Below are 25915 nucleotides of genomic sequence, written 5' to 3' on the forward strand. Positions count from 1 at the left end.
TCTTAGTATAGGTATATTTTACCACAATTTTGATAATTTGTAAGTATTTTAGCTAGAGAATCCCCTATTTTCCTTCTTTTTCTATTGCTTGATTTCTTGATAAAATGCAAGGAAAAAGGAGTTTCGCATAAAAAGACCTATTTTGTCAAATTAATTCACTCACTGCGTCCAAAAATGGGACAGGTATTGCCCCAAAACGAAACTTATATAAAGAGATATGGAAGATAGCAGATTCTTGCATTTTAATGGAAACTTGATATAATTGACTTATATTTGACCTTTATTGACTAATCCTTTTGGTCAGAAAACAGAAAAGAGGGAACCATATGCTTTGCCATAACTGTAAAATCAATGACGCAACCATCCATCTCTATACCAACCTAAACGGAAAACAACAACAGGTTGACCTCTGCCACAACTGCTATCAAATCATGAAAACGGATCCGAATAATGCCATTTTGAAAGGGCTTGGTGATTTAACCAACCCCAACAATATGGATCCCTTCAGCGAGTTTTTCAATCATCTTGGAGGCTATCCAGGTCAAACACCAGCAGGGAAGGCACGAAGCCAAACACCTCCTACGCAATCAGGTGGAGGCAACAATGGCAATGGTGGTCATCAGCAACCACCGCAAAAGCCAAACGGTTTATTAGAAGAATTTGGTATCAATGTCACAGAAATTGCCCGACGTGGTGATATTGATCCTGTCATTGGTCGCGATCAAGAAATTCGACGAGTGATCGAAATTCTCAACCGCCGTACCAAGAACAATCCAGTTCTCATTGGCGAACCAGGTGTTGGTAAAACCGCTGTCGTTGAAGGGTTAGCTCAAAAAATTGTCGACGGCGATGTCCCACAAAAATTGCAAGGTAAGGAAGTCATCCGACTTGATGTTGTTAGCCTTGTCCAAGGAACTGGAATCCGTGGTCAGTTTGAAGAACGCATGCAAAAACTCATGGAAGAAATCCGCAATCGCCGCGAGATTATTCTCTTCATTGATGAGATCCATGAAATTGTCGGTGCTGGATCTGCTGGTGACGGCAACATGGATGCTGGCAATATCCTCAAACCAGCACTTGCTCGTGGGGAAATGCAACTGGTCGGTGCAACAACGCTCAATGAATACCGGATTATTGAAAAGGATGCTGCCTTAGAACGACGTATGCAGCCAGTAAAGGTTGATGAGCCGAGTGTGGAGGAAACTATTACCATTCTCAAGGGTATTCAGAGCAAGTACCAAGACTACCATCATGTCAAATACACGGATGCTGCAATCGAGGCGGCTGCAGTTCTCTCGAACCGTTACATTCAGGACCGCTTCTTACCAGATAAGGCTATTGACCTCTTGGATGAGGCGGGCTCTAAGATGAACTTGACCCTCAACTTTGTAGATCCCAAAGAAATTGATCAACGCTTGATCGATGCTGAAAATCGTAAGGCACAAGCTACCCGCGATGAAGACTATGAAAAGGCAGCCTACTTCCGTGATCAAATTGCCAAATACAAGGAAATGCAAAAGGCAACCTTGAGCGAAGAAGACACACCACTCATTACTGAAAAAGAAATCGAAGCCATTGTCGAGCAGAAAACCAACATCCCAGTTGGTGACCTCAAGGAAAAAGAACAATCCCAACTCATTAACCTAGCTAGTGACCTTAAAGCTCATGTCATCGGACAGGATGACGCAGTGGATAAGATTGCCAAGGCCATTCGCCGCAACCGTGTCGGGCTAGGGGCACCAAATCGTCCAATCGGCTCCTTCCTCTTTGTCGGACCAACAGGTGTCGGAAAAACCGAACTCTCCAAGCAGTTGGCCATTGAACTCTTTGGATCAGCTGATAGCATGATCCGTTTCGATATGTCGGAGTACATGGAGAAACATGCTGTAGCCAAGCTAGTCGGTGCTCCTCCAGGATATGTGGGCTATGAAGAAGCCGGTCAACTCACTGAAAAAGTCCGCCGCAATCCTTATTCTCTCATCTTGCTCGATGAGGTTGAAAAAGCCCATCCTGATGTTATGCATATGTTTCTTCAGGTTCTAGACGATGGTCGCTTGACAGATGGACAAGGTCGAACTGTCAGCTTTAAGGACACCATCATCATCATGACGTCAAATGCTGGTACTGGAAAAGTGGAAGCCAGCGTCGGATTTGGTGCAGCCATGGAAGGCCGAACCCAATCTGTCCTTGACCAACTCGGCAATTTCTTTAGTCCCGAATTTATGAACCGCTTTGACGGTATCATTGAATTCCAGCCACTCAGCAAGGAAAACTTACTCGAAATCGTCAGCCTCATGCTAGATGACGTTAACAAACGCTTGTCTAACAACTGCATTAGTCTGCATGTAACAGACAAGGTCAAAGAAAAGCTGGTTGATTTGGGTTATGATCCAAAAATGGGAGCTCGTCCACTCCGCAGAACCATTCAAGATCAGATTGAGGATGCCATTACGGATTTCTATCTGGAGTATCCGCAAGAAAAAGAATTACGTGCTATCATGAATCCTAAAGGAGACATCATCATCAAAGCCAATCAGAAAAAAGCAGATCAGCCTACTTAATAACTCCCCACTAAAAACAACACTCCCTTAACATCCTGTTGGGAGTTGTTCTTGTAAAAGGAAATCCTCTCGAGAAGTGAGTTTGAAAAAATAGATTATTCCCATGTCCAAGTTCATTGATAGACGACCTGACTTTGCCAAATCGTCTAAAATTTCCATGACTATCCCATACACGAATAATTTCTGTCTTTTTGGGAATTTTTAGCAATCCGTCAATATGTCATTTTCAAAGTTTCCTCAAACTAATGATTGTATATTTTGAAACTGATTTAATCATCAATGACTTTTCAAAGATTGAAAAATATTCACTACTCAACCTGATAATATAACCTTTTGTACTCAGATAGAATGATGAAAAATTTTCTCTCAAACAATCATTCACTTGCTCATATTTTTAAGCTAAAATATGACAATCCTTAATGCTTTTCGGAAGGAAAAATCATAAAAACATGGTATAATGACAGAAAAAAGTAGGAAAAATTTAGAAAATTGTGACAGATGGAGGCAACAAACATGGACCAGGCAACATTCGGAGTCAAAGAAGAAAATGTAACCTATACCAACCGATATGGAGTGTACGCTGTGATTTCTAATCCTGAAAAGACGCATATTATCCTGGTCCAAGCCCCAAATGGCGCCTGGTTTTTGCCTGGCGGAGAGATTGAAGAAGGGGAAAATCACCTGACCGCATTGGAAAGAGAACTGATAGAAGAGCTTGGCTTCACCGCAACAATCGGCCAGTATTACGGCCAAGCTGACGAATATTTTTACTCTAGTCACCGCGATACTTACTACTACAATCCAGCCTATATCTACCAAGTCTTGGATTACCAAGAAGTCGGCAAGCCCTTAGAAGATTTTAATCATCTTGCCTGGTTCCCAGTGGAAGAAGCCATCCAACTGCTCAAACGTGGCAGTCATAAGTGGGGAATCGAGCAATGGAAAATCGGTCAAGCCGCAAAGAAAGACTAGAAAATTCACATCAAGAATGCTATAATAAAGCAAAAGGATAGGAGGTCATGCATGAAAATTATCAATACGACCAATAGTCACGCCCAACTGGTACAAAGTCAACTCGCCAATACCGATGCCTTCCTAGTTGAAACCTATTCAGCTGGAAATACGGATGTGATTTTTACACAGGCACCCCGCCACTATGAATTGCTGATTAGCAACAAATACCGTGCTGTCCAACAATCTGAGATTGAGAAGATTCGTGATTTCTTCCTCCATCGCAAAATTGACGAACGGACCATCAACAAGGCGGCTATTCGTACGATTCACACCGATAGACTAATTGAAATGTCTATCCCTATTGTCACTGAATAAACAACTAAAAAGGAAGCTAGGCTTCCTTTTTTCATACAGAAAAATCCTAACCTCATCAAGAAGTTAGGATATTTTTTACATATCATAGATCGGAGATTCTACACTTTTACTTGGCTTCAAAACCTTGAGCTACTGCTTCAGCAAAGTTTTCTTCCACTATGCTTGCACAGTGGTCACAGATTGTCGCTCCATAATTGCGTTCTGCAACACTAGTATCAATACGGCGGCAACGGTCACATACTTCACCGCTTGCACGCTCTACAGTAAAGGCAACTTCTTCTACCAGAACAGCAGTCTCAGGAGCTACTTCCGTGGTTACTGTAAGGTTAGAAACAATAAGCAACTGAGCAAGGTCTGCATTCAAGCTCTCCAAGAAGGACTTGGTTTCAACTGACACATAGGCAGTCAGATGTGCTTCTAGCGATTTACCAATCACTTTAGCATTACGTGCTTCTTCCAAGGCTTTTTGAGCTTTTGTACGGAAGACCATAAAGCTTTCCCAATCAGCTAAAAGCTGCGCTTCATTGCCAAATGTTTCCACCTCTGGCATTTCCGCCAATTGAACAAACTCCTCTGCTTCATGCTCTAAGTAGGACCAGATTTCTTCTGCCGTGTGTGGCAAAATCGGAGTCAGGAGCTTGGTAATTTTCACCAAGATGTCATAGAAGACTGTCTGCATCTGGCGACGAGAAAGTGATTTAGCACCATCAATGTAGACGACATCTTTGGCAAAATCGAGGTAAAAGGCTGACAGATCAAGAGTCACAAAGTTTACTACAGATTTGTAAATTGCCATGAAATCATAATTGTCGTAGGCTTCACGAATTTGGGCTACCAATTGGTTGAATTTCACCAAGAGATACTGGTCAACAGAACGAAGTTCTTCGTAGGCTACCGCATCACTTGCAGGATTGAAGTCAGAAGTGTTGGCAATCAAGAAGCGAAGGGTATTACGGATTTTACGGTAGGTTTCAGAAACCTGTCCAAGGATGTCCATAGATACGCGGACATCGTTTGAAGTATCAACGGATGTCACCCACAGACGCAAGATTTCTGCACCAAACTGTTTCTCAACATCACTTGGAAGAATGGTATTCCCCAACGATTTAGACATCTTCATCCCCTTACCATCAAGGACAAAACCTTGTGACAAGATAGCTTTATATGGCGCATGACCATTTACAGCAACAGAGGTAATCAAAGACGAGTTAAACCAACCACGGTATTGGTCTGAACCTTCTAGGTAGAGATCTGCTGGGTAGGCAAGATTTTCACGGGCATTCATAACGCCATTCCAAGACGAACCTGAGTCAAACCAAACGTCCATGATGTCAGTTTCTTTGGTAAATTCGCCATTTGGTGAACCTGGATGGGTGAAACCAGCAGGCAAGAGGTCTTTTGCTTCAGATTTCCACCAGATGATAGACCCATGCTCTTCAAAAAGGGCAGCAACGTGGTCTGTCACTTCCTTGGTCATAATGGCTGTACCATCTTCTGCATAGAAGATTGGAAGCGGCACACCCCAAGCACGCTGACGAGAGATGACCCAGTCACCACGGTCACGGATCATGTTGTAAAGACGCGTTTTACCCCAAGATGGATTGAAAGTTGTTGCTTCGATTTGGTCCAAGATTTCCTGACGGAATTTGGAAACAGAGGCAAACCATTGCGGTACTGCACGCCAGATGATTGGTTTCTTGGTTCTCCAGTCGAATGGGTAGGAGTGATTGATGACTTCGCTAGCAAGGAGCAAGTCACCCAATTTTTCCTTAACAGTTGGCACAACCTTATCATAGAATTGACCTTCAAAATCAGGACCCGCAGCTTCATTCATCAAGCCACGTTCGTTGACCGTTACGGCAACTTCCAAGTTATATTTGACACCAACATTGTAGTCATCCTCACCAAAACCTGGAGCCGTATGGACGATACCAGTACCCGAGTCCGTTGTGACATGGTCACCCAAGATGACCAATTCATCCACTTCTCTATCCCATGGGTGTTCGGTCACAATATATTCAAATTCAGCACCCTTGTGTTTTGAAATCACTTCAAAGGTTTCCCAACCGAATTTGGCTGCCAGGCTGTCAACCAAGGCTTCTGCCAAGACATACTTTCGGTCAGAGCCAGCAGGTTGAACCAAGACATAGTCAATGTCTGCTCCCATGGTCAAACCGCGAGAAGCCGTTACTGTAAATGGAGTCGTTGTCCAGACAACGATGTAGCTATCTGTATCCAAGAGTCCCTTGCCATCTTTAACCTTGTTGGCATAGTAAAGAGATGTTGAGTCAATGTCATGGTATTCGATTTCAGCTTCTGCAAGGGCAGACTCAGATGACCATGACCAGTAAACAGGCTTGGCACCACGGTAGATATAGCCCTTGTCTGCCATAGCTCCAAAGACACGGATCTGAGCAGCTTCATAATCCTTCGTGAGGGTAATATATGGATTTTCCCAGTCTGCAGAAACTCCCAAGCGTTTGAAATCATCGCGTTGCTTGTCAACTTGGCTAAGAGCGTAATCACGACACATTTCAAGGTATTCTACCAAGTCCATTTCCTTGCGCTTAACACCTTGTTTCGCCAAGACTTGCTCAATCGGAAGACCATGTGTATCCCAACCTGGTACATAAGGTGCTCGGAAGCCTGACATTGACTTAGAGCGAACAATAATGTCTTTTGAAATCTTGTTCAAAGCATGTCCAACGTGGATATTTCCGTTAGCGTATGGAGGTCCATCATGAAGATGAAAGGCTGGTTTGCCTGCGTTGAGTTCTTGACGACGGGCATACAAGTTTGCCTCGTCCCAAGCTTTTTGCCATTCAGGTTCACGTGTTGGTAAGCCTGCACGCATTGGAAAGGCTGTTTGACCTAGATTAAGTGTTTCTTTTAATTTCATTTTATCTCCTTATTTAGTTGATATTCCATTTTTATTTCATTTCCATCCAAGCCAAGTGAAACAAAGCCTAGACTGGACATGATGGACCTCATTTTATGATTGCCAACAACGTAGCTCGCCTGAATCGATTTACAATCAGCATCTGCTTTTGCCCGTCTCATAATCTGGCGCAGAGCTTCCTTACCATAGCCTTTTCCTTGCTGATGGTGATCAATCATCAGGCGCCAGATTAACCAATTCTCTCCCTCTTTTGACAAAAGGAGAAAGCCTACAACCTTATCTGCTGCCCAGATGGCGAGCGCTTCGAGTTGATTATACTCCCTGTAGAGCCAGGTTTGCGCCAATGAATAGAGATTCGGAGCAACCTTGCGTTGATCCTTCTCGTCAAGCGAAAGAGCAATCACCGCTTCAAAACTTTCATAATCTACTAGTTGTAATTTTATCATATGCAAATAAAAAACTTCCGTCAAAAAGGACGAAAGTTCGTGGTACCACCTTTGTTCAGACAGAGTTTCCCCTGTCCCTCAATGCCCGTAACGTGAGCCCACGTTGGCTCTTACTGGATTCAGAACCAATTCTCTCAAGATGATACACTGATTGAAAGGGAATACAGGGCTTCCACCATCTCCTGCTCGCTTAACTTATTTCTATCAGGCTTGTTCTTGAACTATTTTAGTTATACTCAATATCAATTTTGTCTGCCGCAGCAGCTTCGTCAGCTTCTAAAGCAGCTGCTTGACGTTTCAACTCAGCTACTTCTTCAGGAGACAATTGACGGGTTACATCCAAACCATCTTCTTCTTGGATTTCAGTTTTCTCTTGTAAAGCTTTCTCTAACACTTCGCGGAAAGCTTCATCACTTGTTTGCAAGTAAGTCGCAGTTGGACGCAAGATTTCTTCCCAATCAGATGAGTTGATGATGGACAATTGACTCTCAACTGTTGATTTCAGACGTTGGTGGAAGATCCTTGTTTTATTTTTTAACTCTTCAGTTTCCACCGCTACTTTTTTAGCATTATCAGTTGCATTACGAAGAATTTCGTTAGCCTTGTCTTTTGCTTCATTGAGCAAGTTTTGAGCATCATAGTCTGCTTGTTTGATAATATTTGAGGCACGGTCTTCAGCTGCAACCTTTACTTTTTCAGCAGTATCTTGGGCTAAGAGAACTGATTGACTCAACGATTCTTTCATTTCGTCAAAGTAAGCCAAACGCTCCTTCAAAGACTTGATTTCAGACTCTTGTTCATGTTTAGTACGAACCAAGTCTTCGTAGTCAACAGTAACCATATCCAAAAATTCATCAACTTCTTCTTGGTTGTAGCCACGGAACTTAGTTCCAAAGGTTCTATCTTTTATTTCTAATGATGTTAATGCCATAACTTCCCCTATTTCTTGAAAAATTCAATTTCTAATTTTATTTTACCTTGTTTTGAATATCCTAAAAAATTTCGAACTTCCACTCTCCCAAATGACCGAACGCTTATTAACTGACCCTCTTGTACAGTTCGCGAAGCTTGTCCGACTGAAACATAATCCACTTTTACCTTCCCGGAATCAATCAGACTAGTAGCGAGCTGGCGAGACAGGTTAAAACTCGCTGCAACTATCTTATCCAGCCGCATACTGCTCACCAAGATTGTCTTGGTTTGGCCCTTTGGTTTCTCAACTCGATCTAAATCTGTCCAGGTTAGTTCTTTCCAATGTACCTTGGCCTTTGCAATTTTCTGCACTTCTGCCTCAATGGTGGAAACGAAACGTTTATCCACTAGAATAACCGCTCTGCCTTCTTCTACAAAAATGTCACCAAGTAACTCCCGCTTGATTCCTAAGCGATTCAAGAGTGTCCCTAGAATCTGCGCATGTGTCAATTGATGAAATTTTTCAGCGTAAGTCAACTCCAAGATGCTTATTTCAAAATCTGTTGTCTCCAACTGATAATATTCTGGAGCAACAATGCAACGACCATACTCTGTTCCTAGCATTTCTCTAGAAGAATAGACCGCCAATCCATGATAATTGGCTACATCACGTATTATTTTTTCTTGTCGTGAATGAACAAATTCCGTCAATCGAAATTGATAAGAATCCACCACCCATTGTGCCAGGCTGGCTATCTTATCCAAATAGGCCCATTCATCTTTATTATAATGTTGGTAGACTTGGTGACGAGCTGAGGTCATAGAACAACCAACCAATAATATAGAAAACGATAGGCCAGATTTAACACAACCATCACAATGAATATAGTCCAATCCAGGCCCATAAACTGCAGTCGTAAGTTTCGAAATGGAAGAAGAATTGGTCGAACCATCCAAATCACCAGTCGGCCAATAAAGGTATCATACAAACCAGGGATCCATGACATAAAGGCATAGGCCAATAAAATATAGGAATAAATTTCCAAAGCCTTTAAGAGGATGATAATGATTAAATCCATGATTTACCTTTTCATATCGAAATCATATTCCAGATCTGACTGACCTGACTGATGGTTCGCATTTCGAATCTCTTCTATATTGACGGTCACATTTACTGGAGTCAATAACCACATAGAATTTGAAACTTTTTTGAGGTTTCCAGCCAAGACAGAACGAGCACCGTCTAAGTAATCCAAACAACGACGAGCCTGTGGATCAGACATGTATTGGAAATCAATCAATATACTAGCATTTTCCAACAACAAGTTAACAATTTCAGGTGCATCCTCATAACGTTTTGGATACTTGATGTCAATGGTTGTCTTCACCTCTACTGAATGACTATTGGATTTTAACTCCATTTGTCGATCGTTCAATCGTTGAATACTATTTTCCACTTTACGGGAAACTGGTTGTTCATCCGTACGCTGCTGCCCATTTTTTTCAGTCATGGTCGTTCGAGCTGATTGACTCGACGGAGCAAGACGCAGAGTAGGGGACTGCTTCACTTCTGATTGACGGACTTCTTCCCGATATAGATCGCTATCATCCATTTCAAAATAATTAAAAAAGTTTTTGAAGGTATCTTTTAATGCCACTTTTATCTTCTCCTATCTAAAAAATGCTGAACCGATCCGAACAAAAGTAGCTCCATTTTGAATGGCTTGTTCAAAATCACCGCTCATTCCCATGCTTAATTCTGTAAATGGCATATTGGGGATGTGCTTAGCAGCTAATGTCTGACAGATTTCAGAAGTCTTTGCAAATATTTTATCCAATTCTTCTGAACTCGCATCAATCGGAGCCATTGTCATGAGACCAACTAAGCGAATGTTTTTTAATGTCTGTAGTTGGGAAATCACTTCATCCAATTCTTCAGGAGCAAAACCGTGCTTGCTTTCTTCTCCTGAGATATTCACTTGCAAAAAACAATTGATTGTTTTTGTCGCACGCTTTTCAATCTCAGCAGCCAAAGAAAGGGAATCCAAGGCATGGAAGTAATCAACATAATTGATAACATCCTTTACCTTCCGACGCTGTAAACTGCCAATCAAATGCCAAACTAATCCATTCTCATGTAAAGTCTTATATTTCTCTAGGAATTTATCCACTCGATTCTCGCCGATATGGCAAATTCCTGCATCAATCAGTTCTTTAGCAATAGAGCTGTCCACATATTTTGTGACAGCTATTACATTTACAGAATCTTTTGTACGATGGGCATGATGGCAAGCCCCTTCAATGCTTGCCATCACTTCATCATAATTACGTTTAATCGACATCTTAACGGTTACGGAAGAATGGTGGAGTATCCAATTCATCTTCAATATCATCTGCTTTGAATTTTTCAACAGATAGTTTAGATGATTCTACTTCCGTAGGGCGAAGAAGATTATCTCTTCTCAAATCCCATTCTCCAAAAGCTGAACTTGCCGCAGTTTCTACTCGCTGAGGAGCTGCTTGAGGAGTTGGAGCCTGGGGTGTTGCATAGTCAAAACGTTGAGCAGGTCGGCTAACTGTGACTACTTCTGGACGACTTGGACGAGTTACACGCTCAACCGCTTCTTGACGAACACCAGTTGCAACAACCGTCACACGGATCTCGTCTTTCATTGTATCGTCAATCGAAGTACCCAACCAGATATTCACACCTTGGCCAGCTGCTTGATGAACGATTTCCGAAGCCTCTTCTGCTTCTGTCAGGGTCATGTCGTAGCCACCTGTTACGTTAACAATTACATCGTTGGCGCCATCGATTGTTGTTTCCAACAAAGGTGAGTAGATGGCCTTACGTGCTGCTTCGATAACACGATCTTCACCTGTACCGATACCGATACCCATTAGAGCATTGCCCTTGTTTTCCATGACAGTCTTAACGTCTGCAAAGTCCAAGTTAATGAGTCCTGGGTTGGTAATCAAATCAGTGATACCTTGTACACCTTGACGAAGTACGTTGTCAGCCTCGCTCAAAGCTTCCAAGAGTGGCGTTTTCTTGTCAACAATTTCCAATAAGTTATTGTTGGAAATGATTAACAATGTGTCAACGTACTCACGAAGTGATTCAATCCCTTCAACCGCAAAAGCACCACGTTTGTTTCCTTCGAAACCAAATGGACGAGTAACAACTGCTACTGTCAAAGCGCCTAAGTTTTTCGCAATGCGTGCAATCACTGGTGCAGCACCTGTACCTGAGCCACCGCCCATACCAGCAGTGATGAAGACCATATCCGCACCTGTCAAGACGCTAGTCAATGCCTCTTCACTTTCTTCGGCTGCCTTACGACCAACTTCAGGTTGACCTCCAGCACCCAAACCACGCGTCAATTTTGGACCCAACTGGATTACAGTTTCTGCTTTTGAGCTACTCAAGGCTTGAACATCTGTGTTTGCTGCGATAAATTCAACACCAGCAAGACCTTCTTCAATCATGCGGTTGATGGCGTTCCCGCCACCACCACCAACACCGATTACTTTAATGACAGCTCCGTGACGGGCAGCTGCTTCAAATGATAATGTCATAGTTTTTTCACCTTTTCTTTTATTCAAACATGCTTCCAAACAAGCCACGGACCCGATCAGAGAATTTCGCTTTTGTACCTTCTTCTAATTGTTCTTCTACATATACAGAAGTGGTGTCTTGATCTGCTGTGTCCGAATGCAATTCTGTAACTAAATCACTAGGCGCAACAACTGGAGTATTGCGTTGAGTTGGAATATCTACTGGAACATCGATTGGACGTTGACGAAGCGTTGCTTCTCCATTTACAGCACGCTGTGCAATCTTATCTACGTCACTAGAAGCACCTACATATTCAACAATGCTAATAACATGCGCAAAGGCAGGATTGCGAATCCCAATCTGGTTCGGAATAAACAACTTAGTATTGGCTCCAAGCACTTCTTGAGCCAACTCTGTAATTCCTGGAAGGATGGCTCCCCCCCCAACAAGAATTACCCCACCTGGGAGTTCCAAGGCACGTGTCCGCTCCAAATCTTGTTTCACTTTAGCGAAGATTTGACGAAGTCGAGCAGCAATCACCTCAGAAAGGTAACGTTCTGTCACTTCAACTGGTGTGCTCTCACCTATAACTTCAACTGAGAATTTCTCTTTTTCAGTTGCTTCCTGAGGATAAGCAATTCCATAGTTATATTTCAAGTTTTCTGCAATGCTTTGAGAAGTTGTCAAAACTTTTGAAATATCTTTAGTAATGTAGTCTCCACCTTCTTGGTAGATATTGGTGTATTGCAACTCTTGACCACGCATAACAGCCACGGTGGTTTGTCCACCACCCAAGTCAATAACCGTTGCACCAAACTCACGCTCACCTTCGTTCAAGACAGAGCGAGTCAAGGCCAATGGTGAAATAACAACATTATCAACCTGTACACCCGCACGTTCTACCGTCTTACGAAGGTTGTGTAAGATAGTACGTGGTCCTGTATAGAGCAAGCCACGCATTTCCATGCGAATCCCCATCATACCACGTGGGTCTTTAATACCAGTAAATCCATCAACGATAAACTCTTCTGGTACAAAAGAAATGACTTCTCGTTCTGGTGTCATACTCTTGGTCAAGGCAGATTTAACAACATTTTCAACATCTACATCTGTGATTTCTTGCGAATCTGTTGTTACTGGAATCATACCCTGAGTTGGTTCAATCTGCAAAAGGTTTGCTGGAAGACCTACATTGACACGGTCAATACGGATTCCTGCTTTTTCTTCAGCTTGAGCCAAGGCTTTCTTGATAGCACCTGCCGCCACCTCGATGTTAATAATTATCCCATCCTTTACGCCTGCACTTTTTACATTGCTGACGCCGATGACATTCATTTCATTATCAATATACTCTGCAACCAAGACTTTAACGGAGCTTGTACCGATATCTAATCCCGTAAAAAAGCCATTTCTAGCCATTCGATCAGTCCTCTCTTACTTTCAACTTTAACATTTTTAAATTCTATTTTTTTTGATAGAATTATTCATTTTTCATTATACCATATTATATCTGAAAAAGGGCATTTTATTAGCTTATTTCTTGATTTCTTTTGATTTTTTCTAACTCAAAGTGCATAGCTATAGACTCCCACTTCCATATCAATAACACTAGCTACTGTTAATTGAGGTGAAATAGTCAAATAATAGGGCAATTTGATGCTAATTTGTGATAGTGGTATGAGAACTTTGTTGCCATCGTACATGGTCAGTGTCAGCAAGTCCACTGTAGCTGTAGTTGGAGTCAAGTCAACCTGTTGGATATTGGTCAAGATTTTCTGGTCGATCTCATCCAATTGTATAGCAAGTTTCTTAATCATTTCTTTATCCGTCAAATTCATCAAGGTATAATCTGTCCCTAGGTTTTCTTCTGCAGTTTCAATTTCCGCAATTTTTCCACTTGAAAGAACCGAATAATAAGTGTTGTTTTGCTTGATATAGCCAACTTCCTTGTATTCTTCAATATCGATAGTAAACTGGTTGGGAAATTGATACGAAATGCTTGCAGTTTTTACTAGGTTACTAGATTTTTCTACATTGGCTGCATAAGCATCTTTATGCAAAAGTGTTGTCAGACTATAATCTTGATCTGAAATTAAACTATACTGCTTGACCATTTCTGCCGTCAGCAGGATTTGACCTGTCACTTTTAGCTGCTTTTGCTTACTCCAAGGACTGATAAAATAGGCTGCTAACAATACCACACTAACAGCTACCAAGTAGATCGGAACGGCTTTGGCCCACGCTTTTCTAGGAATACTTACTTGGTCTTCTTTAACCTTTTTTTCTTTCTTAAAAAAAGAAGGCCGTTTTTTTCTCTGACCTTGGTCAGAATCCTTTTCCACTTCTTCTCTAACTGCTTCCAAGGATTGAGCCTGGCTAGCCAAATAGGCTTCGTGCTTTTCCCGCCAGGACTTTAGAAATTGACTAGCTTCCTCTTGGTGTTCGTCTTCTTCCGCAGTCTTCTGATCAGCCTCCTCAAGAACAACATCTTCAGTACTTTCCGGCTTCCCAGCTTCTTCAGAACCTTGTTCAACAGACTCTGTTTGCACCTCTTCTTCAAAAAGTATGCTTTCTTGTTCTTCCATTACCTTCTGGTCTTCTCTATCCTTCATACCTAGACCTTCTTCCGATATCTGATTTCAAGCGCTCATAAAAGGCTTCCAAGGATTGAATGTCGGTTGACTCTTCCATATTTTTCAGGAATAGATCTTTTTGTTGGAAAATTTCCTCCACCAAGCCTGGAAAACGTTCCATGGTCAAGTCTTCTTCTGACCATTGTTTGGCATAACCTTTTTCTTCAAAATAGGCCGCATTTTCCAACTGATCACCTCGACTAGCTTGTTTTCCTAGTGGAACAATGGCATGCAGTTTTTGCCCTGCAACCAATTCAAAGAGGGTATTGGAACCACCTCTTGTCACCACCAAATCAGCTTGAGCCAACAAGGGAAAATAGAGGTCTGTCACATAGTCAACCCTGTATAGATTATCGGACAATTCATTCAAATCCGAATGACCGGTTATGTTGATAATGTTATAGAGTTGTGTCAAGGCATTTTTTTCTGAACTGATAAAGTCATTAAAGACCTTGGCACCACCCGACCCACCGATGAATAGTAGAACAGGTTTTTCTTCATCAAAATGACGCAAAATATCCGGCAACTGAATCGGTGTCACCTTGTTTGACTGAGCAACCTTTGTAACAGCCCCAACATGGACAACCTTTTCAAGACCAGCAGTTTGCTCAAAAGTAGAATACATGGTCGTTGCAAATTTATAGGCGATCTTATTGGCCAAGCCCATGCTCAAATCTGATTCGTGAATAAAGACAGGAATCCCCAAGGAACGCGCTGCAATGACAGGCGGAACTGAGACAAAGCCACCTTTAGAGAAAAGTGCTTGCGGACGAACTTTTGCCATCACAAAGAGAGATTGGAGAATACCCCAACCAACCTTAAAAACATCCAAGGCATTTTGCCATGAAAAATACCGACGGAGCTTCCCAGTTGCAATCGGATGGAACTGGATATCCAAACCCGATTTAATAATTTGCTGGTATTCGATCCCAGCCGCATCACCAATATAATGCACCTGCCAGCCATCTTCAATAAATTTTGGAATCAAGAGGAGATTAAGGGTCACATGGCCAACTGTTCCTCCTCCTGTAAAGATGATTTTCTTCATATTATCCCTTCAATTCTTCTACTGCCTTGAGGAAGACCTCCCCACGCACCTCAAAATTATCATACATATCCCAACTTGCATTGGCAGGGCTTAAAAGAACTGTGTCACCTTGACTCGCCAAGGCAAATGCCTTATGAGTTGCATCTGCAACATCTTTTGCATCTGTATAAGCTACACCTGCCTTATCCGCCGCCCGTTTCACCCGTTCAGCCGACTGTCCAAGCACTACCATGTGCTTCAAGCCACGAATATCTGGCACCAAATCATCAAATTCATTGCCACGGTCTAAACCACCAGCAATCAAGATAACCTGCGCATTATCAAAACCAGACAAGGCCATCTGAGTCGCCAAGATGTTGGTCGACTTACTATCATTATAGAAAGAGACGCCAGCGATTTCATCAACAAACTGCAGGCGGTGTTTGACACCACCAAAAGCAGCCAGACTATCACGAATGGCTTGATTATCAACACCAAGAGACTTGGCTACCGCAATCGTTGCCAAGGCATTTTCAATATTGTGTGAACCAGGCACACCGATCTGATCGGCATCCATGATCCATTCTCCCTTGAAGTAGAGCTTGCCATCCAAAAGATAGGCACCCTCCACCACTTCTTGGGTCGAAAACGGTAAGACTGTTGCCTTTGTTTCATGTGCCAATGCACGCGCCTCTTCCTGGTTAAAGTTCAATACTAAGATATTTTCCGATGTCATCTGACGTTGAATCATCCATTTGGCTGCCACATACTGGTCAAAACTGCCGTGATAATCCAAGTGACTTGCGATTAAATTTGTGATGACTGCAATCTTAGGGAGGAATGACTCCGTTCCCATTAATTGGAAAGAAGACAGCTCCATCACCAGACAATCCTTGTCACGCGCCTCTTGAACCACTTCTGAGGCAGGATAGCCAATATTGCCACACAATTTCGCAGATTGACCTCCCGCATTAAGAACTTCTGCAATCATGGTCGTTGTTGTTGTTTTCCCATTTGACCCTGTGATGCCCACAATCGGCGCCTCAGAAACAAGATAAGCCAATTCAACCTCGGTCCAAACAGGTATCCCCTTGTCCAGGGCCTTCACCACCATAGGATTGTCATAGCGGATACCAGGGTTTTTCACTAACAAGGCAAATTCTTCATCCAATAATTCCAAGGGATGGCTACCACAGATGACCCGAATCCCATCTTCCAATAAGGCCTGAGCCATCGGATTGTCTTCAAAAGGCTTACCGTCATTGACAGTTACGATTGCACCAAGGCGGTCTAATAACCGAGCCGCAGCCTCGCCAGATTTGGCCAAGCCCAATACCAAAACTTTTTTATTCTTAAAATCTTCAATCATTTTCATCAATAGATACCATTCTTTCTAACTTACTATTTTACATGGAAAATCCCCCATTTTCAAGCCAGAGCGGTCACTTTCAAACTTCTTAAACTATTTTTTTAGAATTATTACAAAATGGAGTCATCTTCTTTGCTATTCTATTATAAACATGTTAGACTACGAGTGAAAAATATATAAAGGAGTGTCATTATGACAAATATTCTTGAAACCCTTTTCTTGCCACTTGTTTCTGCCTTGCCAGGATTCGTGAGCATGTTGATTCTCTTGGTGATTGCCTTTGTGCTCGCTAGCTTCTTGCGCAAGCTCACCTTCACTGGCCTCAATAAAATCCAGTTTGCTGACAAACTGCACAAATGGGGCGTTATCAAACAAGAAGACGACGGTAAAGGAGTCATTAAAAATCTCGGTCAGTTGGTTTACTTCCTGGTCATCCTCTTCTTCCTTCCATCCATTCTTTCTGGTTTGAATATCAGCTCAACAGTTGATCCAATTGCCAGCATGTTCCAAAAATTCTTTGCCTTCATTCCAAACTTGATTGCAGCAGGCTTGATCCTCTTCGTCGGAACCTTCTTCTGCAACTTTATCAAGAGCCTCTTGGTTGTTTTCTTGGAACGCCTCGATATCGATACTTGGTATGCAAAAGTTACTGGACAAGAGAAACTTCCTATTGACACCAAACAACTAATTTCCGTTTTGGCAACCGTTGTTTATGTCTTGGTCTTCATCCCAATCTTGACCTTGGCTTTGGAAACACTTGGTATTACAAGCATCTCTCAACCAATCGTTACAATTTTAAACCAAGTAATCGGTGCTCTTCCAAGTGTCTTGGTTGCACTTGTCTTGATTGCACTTGGTAGCTTTATCTCTAAATTAATCGGCAACCTCTTGGAAAATCTCCTTGAAACTGCCGGCATCAATACATACTCTAAATACCTAACAAACAAGGAAGACACCAACTTCCAACTTTCAGCAGTCATTGCACAAGTAGTACGTGCCATTATCATCATCTTCTTCTTTGTACAAGCGATCCAAGTCTTGAACCTTCAAGTCTTCAACTCAGTTGGTACTGCAATTCTTGCTTACCTTCCATCTTTAATCAGCGCTATCGCTATCGTTGTCTTGGCAGTAATTGGCGGAAACATCTTGTCAAGTTTCCTAAACAAGGTAACAAACAACGCCTTCCTAGCAGGTTTGGTCCGTTACGGCATCCTTGTCTTGGCGGTCTTTATGGCACTTGACCAATTGAAATTTGCACAAAATATCGTGCAATCAACCTTTACAATTGTTCTTGGAGCATTTGCAGTAGCCTTCGCCCTTGCATTTGGTCTTGGCGGTCGGGACTTCGCTGCAAAACAATTGGAAAAATTGGACAAAAAAATTGATAAAGAATAGATTCAAAGTCGATTCACAAAAAGCCCAAACCTAATAAGGTAAATCCAAAAGAGTCTGGATTCAATCTCCAGACTCTTTTTTGAATATTCGCCAAATGAAAAAGAGCCAACTGGCTCTTTATTTTTTTTGTAATCGCCGAATGGATAGGCGCTTTTTAGGTCTATCCAAATGATAGATGTCGCGCATCGCAAGGAGGCCCAAGATTACCATAGCTATTCCTAACCAAACTTCTAGAGGAACCTCCAAAATCTTTAGAAATCCTAAAAGGAGGGCGGCGAACAAAATGACAATGAGGAAGACCGCAATCAACACATTCATGGTCCCCTTGATATTATTCGGCGCTACAAATAGATAGAAGAGTACCAAGATAATGGCTATAATCAAGTAAAACATGATTCCTCCTTGTGTGCGTCAGCTTATTCTTCCGTTGCTAATTTTTTCTTTTTAGCAGCCTTGTCACGCTCTGCCTTGTTCAAGACTTGCTTACGAAGACGGATTGATTCTGGCGTTACTTCCATGTACTCATCGTCGTTCAAGAATTCAAGTGATTCCTCAAGAGTCAAGATACGTGGCGTCTTGATAACAGACGTTTGGTCCTTGGTTGCAGAACGGACGTTGGTCATTTGTTTAGCAGTTGTGATGTTGACTGTCAAGTCGTTGTCACGCGAGTTTTCACCGATAATCATACCTTCGTATACTTCAGTACCTGGGTTGACAAAGATGGTTCCACGCTCTTCAATACGCATGATAGAGTAGGTCGTTGCCTTACCTTGATCGATGGAAACAAGAGCACCACGGTGGCGACCACCGATTTCTCCTTGAACAACTGGCAAGTATTGATCGAAGGTGTGGTTCATGATACCGTATCCACGTGTCATAGAAAGGAATTCTGTTGAGTAGCCAATCAAACCACGGGCTGGTACAAGGAAAACCAATCGAGTTTGACCATTACCAGTTGAAATCATATCCAACATATCACCCTTGCGCTCTGAAAGAGACTGGATAACTGAACCTTGGTATTCTTCTGGTGTGTCGATTTGCACACGCTCGAAGGGCTCCATCTTCACTCCGTCGATTTCCTTGATGATAACCTCTGGACGTGATACTTGAAGCTCATAGCCTTCACGACGCATGGTTTCAATCAAGATCGACAAGTGCAATTCACCACGACCTGAAACAGTCCATTTATCTGGAGAGTCTGTCGCATCTACACGAAGGGATACATCCGTCTGCAATTCTGCCAAAAGACGCTCTTCGATTTTACGTGATGTTACCCATTTACCTTCACGACCTGCAAATGGTGAGTTGTTGACCAAGAAAGTCATCTGAAGAGTTGGCTCGTCAATACGAAGAACTGGAAGTGGCTCAACCGCATCAGTTGGTGTTACAGTTTCACCAACGAAGATATCTTCCATACCTGAAACGGCAATCAAGTCCCCAGCTTTAGCTTCTTGGATTTCCTTACGCTCAAGACCGAAGAAACCAAATAGCTTAGTAACACGGAAGTTTTTAGTAGTACCGTCTAGTTTTGAAAGGGTAACCTGGTCACCTACTTTTACGGTTCCACGGAAGACACGACCGATACCGATACGACCTACGAAGTCGTTGTAGTCCAAAAGGGATACTTGGAACTGCAAAGGTTCATCTGAGTTATCAACTGGTGCAGGGATGTGCTCGATGATGGTATCAAAGATTGGTGCCATAGTTTCTTCTTGGTCTGCTGGATTGTCAGACAAAGATGACGTTCCGTTGATGGCTGACGCATAAACAACAGGGAATTCCAATTGGTCATCATCTGCACCGAGTTCGATGAAGAGCTCAAGCACTTCATCTACAACTTCTTCTGGACGAGCAGAAGGCTTATCAATCTTGTTGACAACGACGATTGGTGTCAAATTTTGTTCAAGTGCTTTTTTCAATACGAAACGAGTCTGTGGCATGGTCCCTTCGTAGGCATCTACGACAAGGACAACACCGTCAACCATTTTCATGATCCGCTCAACCTCACCACCGAAGTCCGCGTGTCCTGGTGTATCCATGATGTTGATACGTGTTCCGTTGTAGGCTACAGCAGTGTTTTTAGCAAGGATGGTGATTCCACGCTCTTTTTCAATATCGTTCGAGTCCATGGCACGCTCGTCTAACTGCGTACGCTCATCAAGAGTTTGTGATTGCTTCAAGAGCTCATCAACAAGGGTTGTTTTTCCGTGGTCAACGTGGGCAATAATGGCTACGTTACGGATGTCATTTCTAAGTTTTGTCATAATATCCTCTATATCATTTAATGTAACTAAAAAAGTATATCATAGATTGACTGAAAAATCACAGATAATCACATTGTAAATGTTTTCAGTTTGTTTGATAAACAAGAAAGAAAAGAGATTGAAAACCAATCTCTTCTTTTTTTACAAAATATTCTCGAAGTTGTCTCGCACTTCTTGTGGCCACACGCTAGACTGCACTTCACCGATATGTTTCTTACGAAGCAAGAACATGGCCAAACGCGATTGCCCAATACCACCACCGATAGACAGCGGAAGCAAACCACTCAAGAGTGCCTTGTGCCAGTCAAATTCCAAGCGCTCTTCATCTCCTGTAATAGCTACTTGGCGACGAAGGGCTGCCTCATCAACCCGAATCCCCATTGAGGATAATTCGAAGGCTGAACCCAAGACCTCGTTCCAAACCAAGATATCCCCATTTAGTCCCTTGTAGCCTGGCTCAGATGGACTGGTCCAGTCATCGTAGTCTGGTGCACGGCCGTCATGTGGCTTACCGTCAGCCAACTCTCCACCAATACCAATCAGAAAGACTGCCCCGTACTCCTTGGCCACCACATTTTCACGCTCTTTTGGCGTCAAATCAGGGAAATTTTTCACCAAGTCTTCCGTATGGATAAAGGTGATTTTCTTCGGCAAAACAGACTCAATGTCATAACGAGCTTCAACGGCCAATTCGGTCAGACGGATAGCTTTGTAAATCTGCTCCACCGTTTCCTTCAAATATGCCAAGTTACGACGACCTGCTGGAATCACCTTTTCCCAGTCCCACTGGTCCACATAGACTGAGTGGATTTCATCTAAGGAATCTTCATCTGGACGAAGGGCCTTCATATGCACAAAGAGACCTTCACCTTCATTAAAACCGAAACGAGCCAAGGTATGACGCTTCCATTTTGCAAGAGAGTGAACCACCTCATAGGTCGCATTGGGAATCAATTTCACATTCACCGATACTGCATTCTCCACGCCGGACAAATTATCTTGGATACCATCCCCGACACGACTCAAAATCGGTCCTTGCACTTCTACGATTTCTAACTTGTCTTTCAAATACTGGGTGAATGTATTTTTGACGAAAGAAATCTCCTCTTGCTGATGAATGAAGCTTTTCTTCATACCTTACCTCCTTAAAATTTATACACCTTATTATACTCTTTTTTACCCACTTGTAAAGTCTTTTTATTAAATATTCTGATAATTTAATGGAGGTTTTTTCACTTCGGCTGACAGCACTTCTATCACGCCCTCTGTCAAGCGTCTAGGACCACGCACCGCCCTGACACCCAAGTCCATCATGCGCGCTCTAGGAAGTACATCATCGGACAGCTGAGCAAGCAGTTCCACCTGCATGACTTTCTTATCTGTAGGAATGTCTGATTGTCCGTGATTTTCTAGATTCGCCCCCAAGACATGACAAACATACCGAATAGCCTGTACTGGTGCCGTCACATAGATGGCTACGATGTCCCCAGCTTGAATGGTTGATTTTTGCGGCCAATAGACAATCTTATTTTCCGTAAACTCGGTATCAATATCATAGACCTTTGGATTGGCTGGAATAACCCAGTAATCAGGCCCTTGCTCCGCCTTGTAGGATTTCGGTCCCACCAAATAACGACTTTTCTCAAGGAGGGCAAACACCGTCTGGTCCTCCACCGTATCATCCAGTAAGACTGATACCCAGGTCTTCTTCGACATATGGTAGGCAGGGAAGATGCCCGACTGACTCAGCAGCTCTGCTATTTCCCGACCGTCAACCTTGAGATTGACAATCTCCACCTCTTCTTGAGACCCGCTCCCATCCAGCTTGTCCCTCGGAATCTGACTCACCAGGGCGTACCACTTGTCATTGGCAGGGTGGCGAAATGCCCCATAGGTCGGCAACTTGGCAAAGGGATAGTCAGGCAGGTCCCCCCACTGCTCCTTGATGAGCTGGGCTATGCGGTTGCTTTGGTCTTTGGTAAATGGCAGAGCGATGCAACATGCCTCCTCTACCCGATCCAAAATGGACTGGTAAGCCTCACGTACCTGACCCACAAAAGCCCCAGCTGGCGCAGTCACCATATGGGCAGTATAGACCTCCTCCATCTCACAATCCCAAACATAGGACGACAGATGACCAGCCTCATCCACCTCCACCACTGCCTCAAACTGCCCCTCCATGAAGACCTCACGGTAGGTGTAACGATTGTTGGAGAGGATAAAACCGAAAGGGATAAGGGAGGGGAGGTGGATTTGTAGTTTGCTATTTACATTTGTCATTTTTTTCCTTTTCTACTAACCCAGCCAATCGCATCTGTTGGTGGATTTTCAGTATCAATCCAAATAAATTCAATACCGATTTCACCATTTTTGAATTTGGTTAATCGAATACCATTTATTTCCAGAGATTCTAATTTCTTGCCTGTCAATACTTCACGTTCAGCTAATTGAAATACACCTCTCAGTAACCATTCCCCAAGAATATCTTGCCTATCCACCGACTGAATGGCCTTGCCTGATTCTTGATTGATGTAGGCTTCAATAGCATCTCCTGATGATAGAAAACGAAGCGTAAAAGTTCGTTCTTCTTTCGACAGTGCCAATTTTTTGCCTGTTTCATCAAATGTCCCAACATTGTGACCGAAAAAGTCTGGTCGAGCATCATGAAACTTTTTAGAATCAGGCAGTGGAATGTAAACTTCACTAACTGGACGGTAAACCAATTTCTCCAGTTTTTCAGATAGCTTTTCAATTCTCGACTTCTGAGCAAAGTTTATCAAGGCAGTCCGAATTTTTTTCATTTCAGCTTTTACTTCTTTAGAGGACCACTTTTTCAATAAAATTTCCTCCAAAGAATAGGTTACAAATGCAAGTTCTTCCGAGCTGAGCTGATCCGAAAATTCCTCTTGGATTCTCTGAATGCGTGATAATCTATCTTTTTTAGCTAACTTAGCTCCACCATTAAAGGCATTAAAGCCTGAATTTTCTTCAACATGACCATGCTTATCTGTGATAACCCATGACACTGTATCAAGAACTTGGTTTTCTTTCTCATCCGCAGATAAAGTGTGGAGATTTTCAAAAATATAAAATGGATCTTCCACATAGTCCACATCCCATGTATCTACAACTATCTCTTTGTTATGGAATGTCATGTGAAGTTGACTATCTGCTGCGGTATATTTGTAATCATGTTGGCCATCTGTAAAGGCAAAATTTGTCGGAGTTTTTAGACTGGTCGCTCCCTTAATCTGTAAATTTTCGACATCAATCGGAAGGTAACTGGTTTCTCCTACAAAAATTTGTGGCTTAGCTCCCTTTGCCGTTGGCATTAAGACATGGTAAACAGACTCCACCGTTGAGTCCGATGCAAAACCACGAATTCGTGCTTTTGAAGATTCAATCCGCTGGTTACGCAAGAGAGAAATTTCCTTGGCCAGTTTCAAGTAAAGTACCTGATTATTTTTATCTGCCGTTGCTTTATCTGGAGCAATCATCGCATTAAACTTAATCTCTTGTAAAATCTCGGTCCATCCCTGCGAATCTTTCTTGAACTGGGCAACTTTTTGGTCCCCTGACTGAATGCCGAAAGACTTGATGCCGACTAAGTATTTATACTGACTATCCACCATAACCGAAGCATCAAAAGAAGTGTTGGCAATATCCTCACCAACTGCTTGAAAGGCTCTCTGAAAGACTGTTTCTTGGAATTTGGAATTAATAATCGGAGCTACATAATTAAAGGTTTCATTTTCCTCATCTGTTTCAGACTTTTGCGAAAAAGCCTCGCTCAGACTCGCAAAATTGGTAATCAGTGTCCGATACTTTTCTTTCTGCTCTGCTTTTAATTTTTCCCACATAGACTTTACCTCATTTTCTAATCATAGTATAGCAAAAGAAGACTAGATTTTCACTAGTCCCCTTACCTAATTATTCGTAATAGCAATACTATAAAATTCTAAATTCCCACCTTTTTTGACCAAACGTAGATAGTCTTCGTCCGACAAAATTCCTAAACCGTCATTGTAGCTATCTAACTTAGCAATCGCTTCGTCATAGGTCGCAACAAAGTCTTTCACATAAGACTGCCCTTCAAACTGACCATTCATCTTAGTATAGATGATGGCGACATTTCCAGTTCGTTCCAACTGTGACAGACCGGAGGAAGTTTTCAATGCTTCGGCAATCTTATCCGCAATTCGCTTGATAACTGGTACAACAACGCTGTTGCCAGCCTGTTTGTAAAGTTGTCCATTAGAAACACCTTCCGGAATTTTGAAGGTCTTTGGATAACCTTGAACGTTAAAGGTTTCTTTTGGCGTTAGCTTACGAATTTCTCCAGTATCAGTCAAGATGAGAGGAACATTATGCCCACCTGTTCCCATATTAGCTGTCAGGGTTGGCACGACACCATTTTTATTTTCCCTTACATACTGACGTCGCCACTGGTAAACTGTGTCTTGACTGGTAACAGCGTGTTTTAACTCTTCAAAGAAGGGCTGCTTTCCTTGACGATAATAGTAATTCTCCTCTGGTTTTGCCCCAAAATCAATGACATCTTGAAGCTCAGTGGTCAGCTTGATTTCCTCTGGAAACTCAAATTTGTCGTAGGCTTCCTTGTTATCAAAGCCAACAATATAGATCCGCTCGCGGTTCTGCGGGATATTTCCATAGTCCTTGCCGTTCAAGACCTTCCACTTGATAAAGTAGTTGTTCTCGGTCAAGGCTTCACGGATAACCTTGAAGGTATTGCCGTGGTCATGAGAAACCATGTTCTTCACGTTCTCGACAAAAATCGCCTTGGGTTTCTTGGCTTCAATCATACGAAGCAACTCAAAGAAAAGGTCGCCACGGTCATCTTCAAAGCCCTTGCGATAGCCTGCGATACTAAAAGCCTGGCAAGGAAAGCCTCCTACAATCACATCGACTGTTTCCGAAGGGATTTCCTCTGGCAATACTGCGTGAATATCACGCCCGTCCAGATAAGTATCTGGGTAATTCAACTGATAAGTCTGTCTGGCATACTTATCAAACTCGTTGGCATACACCACTCTGAACTCGTTGGTCTGCTCAAAGCCCAACTCAATTCCACCAACACCAGAGAAGAACGCTGCAATAGCAAACTTCCCCTGCTGGCGTGAACTTACAGAATTTGTCATGTAAGCACCTGCTTTCTAGGAAAATTATTTAACTAGGATAGTATAACATTTTACAAGAAAAATTGCAGCCACTTACTCTTTAGTTCCATTGAAAAAATACAACATTATGATATCAGAGGAGTTTTTATGCCACAAGTAGGAGATTGTTTTACAGTCACATTGAAATCCACTCACATTGGTTGGGGGACACACCGTTATTCAAATTCACGACCATTGATTACAGGTGAATGCTATATTCCAATCCCAGCTCACTGTGCTTGTCAATATGAAATTTATAACTCAAACCATACTCATATCCAGGATATTTGGGATCACAATATTTTCAATGCATAATCAACTGATGGATATTTTAATGGAATTGT

At 42.5% G+C, this 25915-nt stretch carries 22 protein-coding genes; 4 read left to right on the forward strand and 18 right to left on the reverse strand.

Going from position 1 to position 25915, the window contains the following annotated elements:
- The first annotated feature begins 326 nt into the window (after positions 1–326).
- From J5566_RS04000 to J5566_RS04010, 3 genes are all read left to right on the forward strand, one after another.
- Positions 327–2561: an ATP-dependent Clp protease ATP-binding subunit gene (locus tag J5566_RS04000; RefSeq protein ID WP_208562181.1), complete on the forward strand. Its 2235-nt coding sequence runs from the start codon at positions 327–329 to the stop codon at positions 2559–2561.
- A gap of 513 nt (positions 2562–3074) precedes the next feature.
- Complete coding sequence (locus J5566_RS04005; RefSeq protein ID WP_208562182.1) at positions 3075–3533, forward strand: NUDIX hydrolase; 459 nt, start codon at positions 3075–3077, stop codon at positions 3531–3533.
- A gap of 51 nt (positions 3534–3584) precedes the next feature.
- Positions 3585–3890, forward strand: a complete 306-nt coding sequence (locus J5566_RS04010) for a DUF1827 family protein (RefSeq protein WP_158455495.1) — start codon at positions 3585–3587, stop codon at positions 3888–3890.
- 106 nt (positions 3891–3996) lie between these two features.
- Here J5566_RS04010 and ileS read toward each other — a convergent pair whose 3' ends face one another.
- The 12 genes from ileS to murD form a co-directional block, all read right to left on the reverse strand.
- Positions 3997–6789 (reverse strand): isoleucine--tRNA ligase, encoded by a 2793-nt coding sequence (gene ileS, locus J5566_RS04015; RefSeq protein WP_208562183.1) that lies wholly within the window; start codon positions 6787–6789, stop codon positions 3997–3999.
- Positions 6786–7235, reverse strand: coding sequence for a GNAT family N-acetyltransferase (locus J5566_RS04020; protein ID WP_208562184.1), 450 nt, complete (start codon positions 7233–7235; stop codon positions 6786–6788). Before J5566_RS04020 ends, ileS begins: the two co-directional genes overlap by 4 nt.
- Before the next feature lie 226 nt (positions 7236–7461).
- On the reverse strand, positions 7462–8166 hold the full coding sequence (locus J5566_RS04025; RefSeq protein ID WP_208562185.1) for a DivIVA domain-containing protein: 705 nt from the start codon (positions 8164–8166) through the stop codon (positions 7462–7464).
- A gap of 8 nt (positions 8167–8174) precedes the next feature.
- Complete coding sequence (locus tag J5566_RS04030; RefSeq protein ID WP_208562186.1) at positions 8175–8969, reverse strand: RNA-binding protein; 795 nt, start codon at positions 8967–8969, stop codon at positions 8175–8177.
- The gene (locus J5566_RS04035; protein ID WP_208562187.1) at positions 8966–9226 is read right to left on the reverse strand and encodes a YggT family protein; all 261 of its coding nucleotides are present in this window, start codon (positions 9224–9226) and stop codon (positions 8966–8968) included. Before J5566_RS04035 ends, J5566_RS04030 begins: the two co-directional genes overlap by 4 nt.
- Positions 9227–9229: 3 nt before the next feature.
- Positions 9230–9805, reverse strand: a complete 576-nt coding sequence (locus J5566_RS04040; RefSeq protein WP_208562188.1) for a cell division protein SepF — start codon at positions 9803–9805, stop codon at positions 9230–9232.
- Positions 9806–9817: 12 nt separating this feature from the next.
- Positions 9818–10489, reverse strand: a complete 672-nt coding sequence (locus J5566_RS04045; RefSeq protein ID WP_208562222.1) for a YggS family pyridoxal phosphate-dependent enzyme — start codon at positions 10487–10489, stop codon at positions 9818–9820.
- 1 nt (position 10490) lies between these two features.
- Entirely contained in the window at positions 10491–11726 is a 1236-nt protein-coding gene (gene ftsZ, locus J5566_RS04050; protein WP_208562189.1) for a cell division protein FtsZ, read from the reverse strand.
- Between the two features lie 19 nt (positions 11727–11745).
- Positions 11746–13125 (reverse strand): cell division protein FtsA, encoded by a 1380-nt coding sequence (gene ftsA / locus J5566_RS04055; protein WP_208562190.1) that lies wholly within the window; start codon positions 13123–13125, stop codon positions 11746–11748.
- Positions 13126–13271: 146 nt separating this feature from the next.
- Positions 13272–14318, reverse strand: coding sequence for a cell division protein FtsQ/DivIB (locus J5566_RS04060; RefSeq protein ID WP_208562191.1), 1047 nt, complete (start codon positions 14316–14318; stop codon positions 13272–13274).
- Positions 14308–15387 (reverse strand): UDP-N-acetylglucosamine--N-acetylmuramyl-(pentapeptide) pyrophosphoryl-undecaprenol N-acetylglucosamine transferase, encoded by a 1080-nt coding sequence (locus J5566_RS04065; RefSeq protein WP_208562192.1) that lies wholly within the window; start codon positions 15385–15387, stop codon positions 14308–14310. Before J5566_RS04065 ends, J5566_RS04060 begins: the two co-directional genes overlap by 11 nt.
- Before the next feature lies 1 nt (position 15388).
- Complete coding sequence (gene murD, locus J5566_RS04070; protein WP_208562193.1) at positions 15389–16741, reverse strand: UDP-N-acetylmuramoyl-L-alanine--D-glutamate ligase; 1353 nt, start codon at positions 16739–16741, stop codon at positions 15389–15391.
- Between the two features lie 186 nt (positions 16742–16927).
- On the opposite strand from murD, the gene J5566_RS04075 reads away from it, so the two are divergent.
- The gene (locus tag J5566_RS04075; protein WP_208562194.1) at positions 16928–18130 is read left to right on the forward strand and encodes a mechanosensitive ion channel; all 1203 of its coding nucleotides are present in this window, start codon (positions 16928–16930) and stop codon (positions 18128–18130) included.
- Positions 18131–18247: 117 nt separating this feature from the next.
- On the opposite strand, the gene J5566_RS04080 is transcribed toward J5566_RS04075, so the two are convergent.
- From J5566_RS04080 to J5566_RS04105, 6 genes are all read right to left on the reverse strand, one after another.
- Complete coding sequence (locus J5566_RS04080; RefSeq protein WP_208562195.1) at positions 18248–18523, reverse strand: DUF3165 family protein; 276 nt, start codon at positions 18521–18523, stop codon at positions 18248–18250.
- A gap of 23 nt (positions 18524–18546) precedes the next feature.
- The gene (typA, locus tag J5566_RS04085) at positions 18547–20394 is read right to left on the reverse strand and encodes a translational GTPase TypA (RefSeq protein ID WP_208562196.1); all 1848 of its coding nucleotides are present in this window, start codon (positions 20392–20394) and stop codon (positions 18547–18549) included.
- A gap of 141 nt (positions 20395–20535) precedes the next feature.
- Complete coding sequence (gene asnA / locus J5566_RS04090) at positions 20536–21528, reverse strand: aspartate--ammonia ligase (protein WP_105151131.1); 993 nt, start codon at positions 21526–21528, stop codon at positions 20536–20538.
- A 66-nt stretch (positions 21529–21594) separates the two neighbouring features.
- The gene (locus J5566_RS04095; protein WP_208562197.1) at positions 21595–22674 is read right to left on the reverse strand and encodes an MmcQ/YjbR family DNA-binding protein; all 1080 of its coding nucleotides are present in this window, start codon (positions 22672–22674) and stop codon (positions 21595–21597) included.
- On the reverse strand, positions 22671–24254 hold the full coding sequence (locus tag J5566_RS04100; protein ID WP_208562198.1) for a hypothetical protein: 1584 nt from the start codon (positions 24252–24254) through the stop codon (positions 22671–22673). The genes J5566_RS04095 and J5566_RS04100 overlap by 4 nt, the downstream gene beginning before the upstream one ends.
- A gap of 66 nt (positions 24255–24320) precedes the next feature.
- Positions 24321–25553 carry a DNA cytosine methyltransferase gene (locus tag J5566_RS04105; protein WP_208562199.1) on the reverse strand — a complete coding sequence of 411 codons (1233 nt, stop codon included), beginning with the start codon at positions 25551–25553 and terminating at the stop codon, positions 24321–24323.
- Between the last annotated feature and the right edge of the window lie 362 nt (positions 25554–25915).

Source organism: Streptococcus suis (assembly GCF_017601095.1).
In the GTDB taxonomy this organism is placed as follows: domain Bacteria; phylum Bacillota; class Bacilli; order Lactobacillales; family Streptococcaceae; genus Streptococcus; species Streptococcus suis_Z.

Excerpts from the sequence above, each read along its gene's own strand:
- J5566_RS04000 (WP_208562181.1), top strand. The coding sequence starts at position 327 with ATGCTTTGCCATAACTGTAAAATCAATGACGCAACCATCCATCTCTAT.
- J5566_RS04005 (WP_208562182.1), top strand. The coding sequence starts at position 3,075 with ATGGACCAGGCAACATTCGGAGTCAAAGAAGAAAATGTAACCTATACC.
- J5566_RS04010 (WP_158455495.1), top strand. The coding sequence starts at position 3,585 with ATGAAAATTATCAATACGACCAATAGTCACGCCCAACTGGTACAAAGT.
- ileS (WP_208562183.1), bottom strand. The coding sequence starts at position 6,789 with ATGAAATTAAAAGAAACACTTAATCTAGGTCAAACAGCCTTTCCAATG.
- J5566_RS04020 (WP_208562184.1), bottom strand. The coding sequence starts at position 7,235 with ATGATAAAATTACAACTAGTAGATTATGAAAGTTTTGAAGCGGTGATT.
- J5566_RS04025 (WP_208562185.1), bottom strand. The coding sequence starts at position 8,166 with ATGGCATTAACATCATTAGAAATAAAAGATAGAACCTTTGGAACTAAG.
- J5566_RS04030 (WP_208562186.1), bottom strand. The coding sequence starts at position 8,969 with ATGACCTCAGCTCGTCACCAAGTCTACCAACATTATAATAAAGATGAA.
- J5566_RS04035 (WP_208562187.1), bottom strand. The coding sequence starts at position 9,226 with ATGGATTTAATCATTATCATCCTCTTAAAGGCTTTGGAAATTTATTCC.
- J5566_RS04045 (WP_208562222.1), bottom strand. The coding sequence starts at position 10,489 with ATGTCGATTAAACGTAATTATGATGAAGTGATGGCAAGCATTGAAGGG.
- ftsZ (WP_208562189.1), bottom strand. The coding sequence starts at position 11,726 with ATGACATTATCATTTGAAGCAGCTGCCCGTCACGGAGCTGTCATTAAA.
- ftsA (WP_208562190.1), bottom strand. The coding sequence starts at position 13,125 with ATGGCTAGAAATGGCTTTTTTACGGGATTAGATATCGGTACAAGCTCC.
- J5566_RS04060 (WP_208562191.1), bottom strand. The coding sequence starts at position 14,318 with ATGAAGGATAGAGAAGACCAGAAGGTAATGGAAGAACAAGAAAGCATA.
- J5566_RS04065 (WP_208562192.1), bottom strand. The coding sequence starts at position 15,387 with ATGAAGAAAATCATCTTTACAGGAGGAGGAACAGTTGGCCATGTGACC.
- murD (WP_208562193.1), bottom strand. The coding sequence starts at position 16,741 with ATGAAAATGATTGAAGATTTTAAGAATAAAAAAGTTTTGGTATTGGGC.
- J5566_RS04075 (WP_208562194.1), top strand. The coding sequence starts at position 16,928 with ATGACAAATATTCTTGAAACCCTTTTCTTGCCACTTGTTTCTGCCTTG.
- J5566_RS04080 (WP_208562195.1), bottom strand. The coding sequence starts at position 18,523 with ATGTTTTACTTGATTATAGCCATTATCTTGGTACTCTTCTATCTATTT.
- typA (WP_208562196.1), bottom strand. The coding sequence starts at position 20,394 with ATGACAAAACTTAGAAATGACATCCGTAACGTAGCCATTATTGCCCAC.
- asnA (WP_105151131.1), bottom strand. The coding sequence starts at position 21,528 with ATGAAGAAAAGCTTCATTCATCAGCAAGAGGAGATTTCTTTCGTCAAA.
- J5566_RS04095 (WP_208562197.1), bottom strand. The coding sequence starts at position 22,674 with ATGACAAATGTAAATAGCAAACTACAAATCCACCTCCCCTCCCTTATC.
- J5566_RS04100 (WP_208562198.1), bottom strand. The coding sequence starts at position 24,254 with ATGTGGGAAAAATTAAAAGCAGAGCAGAAAGAAAAGTATCGGACACTG.
- J5566_RS04105 (WP_208562199.1), bottom strand. The coding sequence starts at position 25,553 with ATGACAAATTCTGTAAGTTCACGCCAGCAGGGGAAGTTTGCTATTGCA.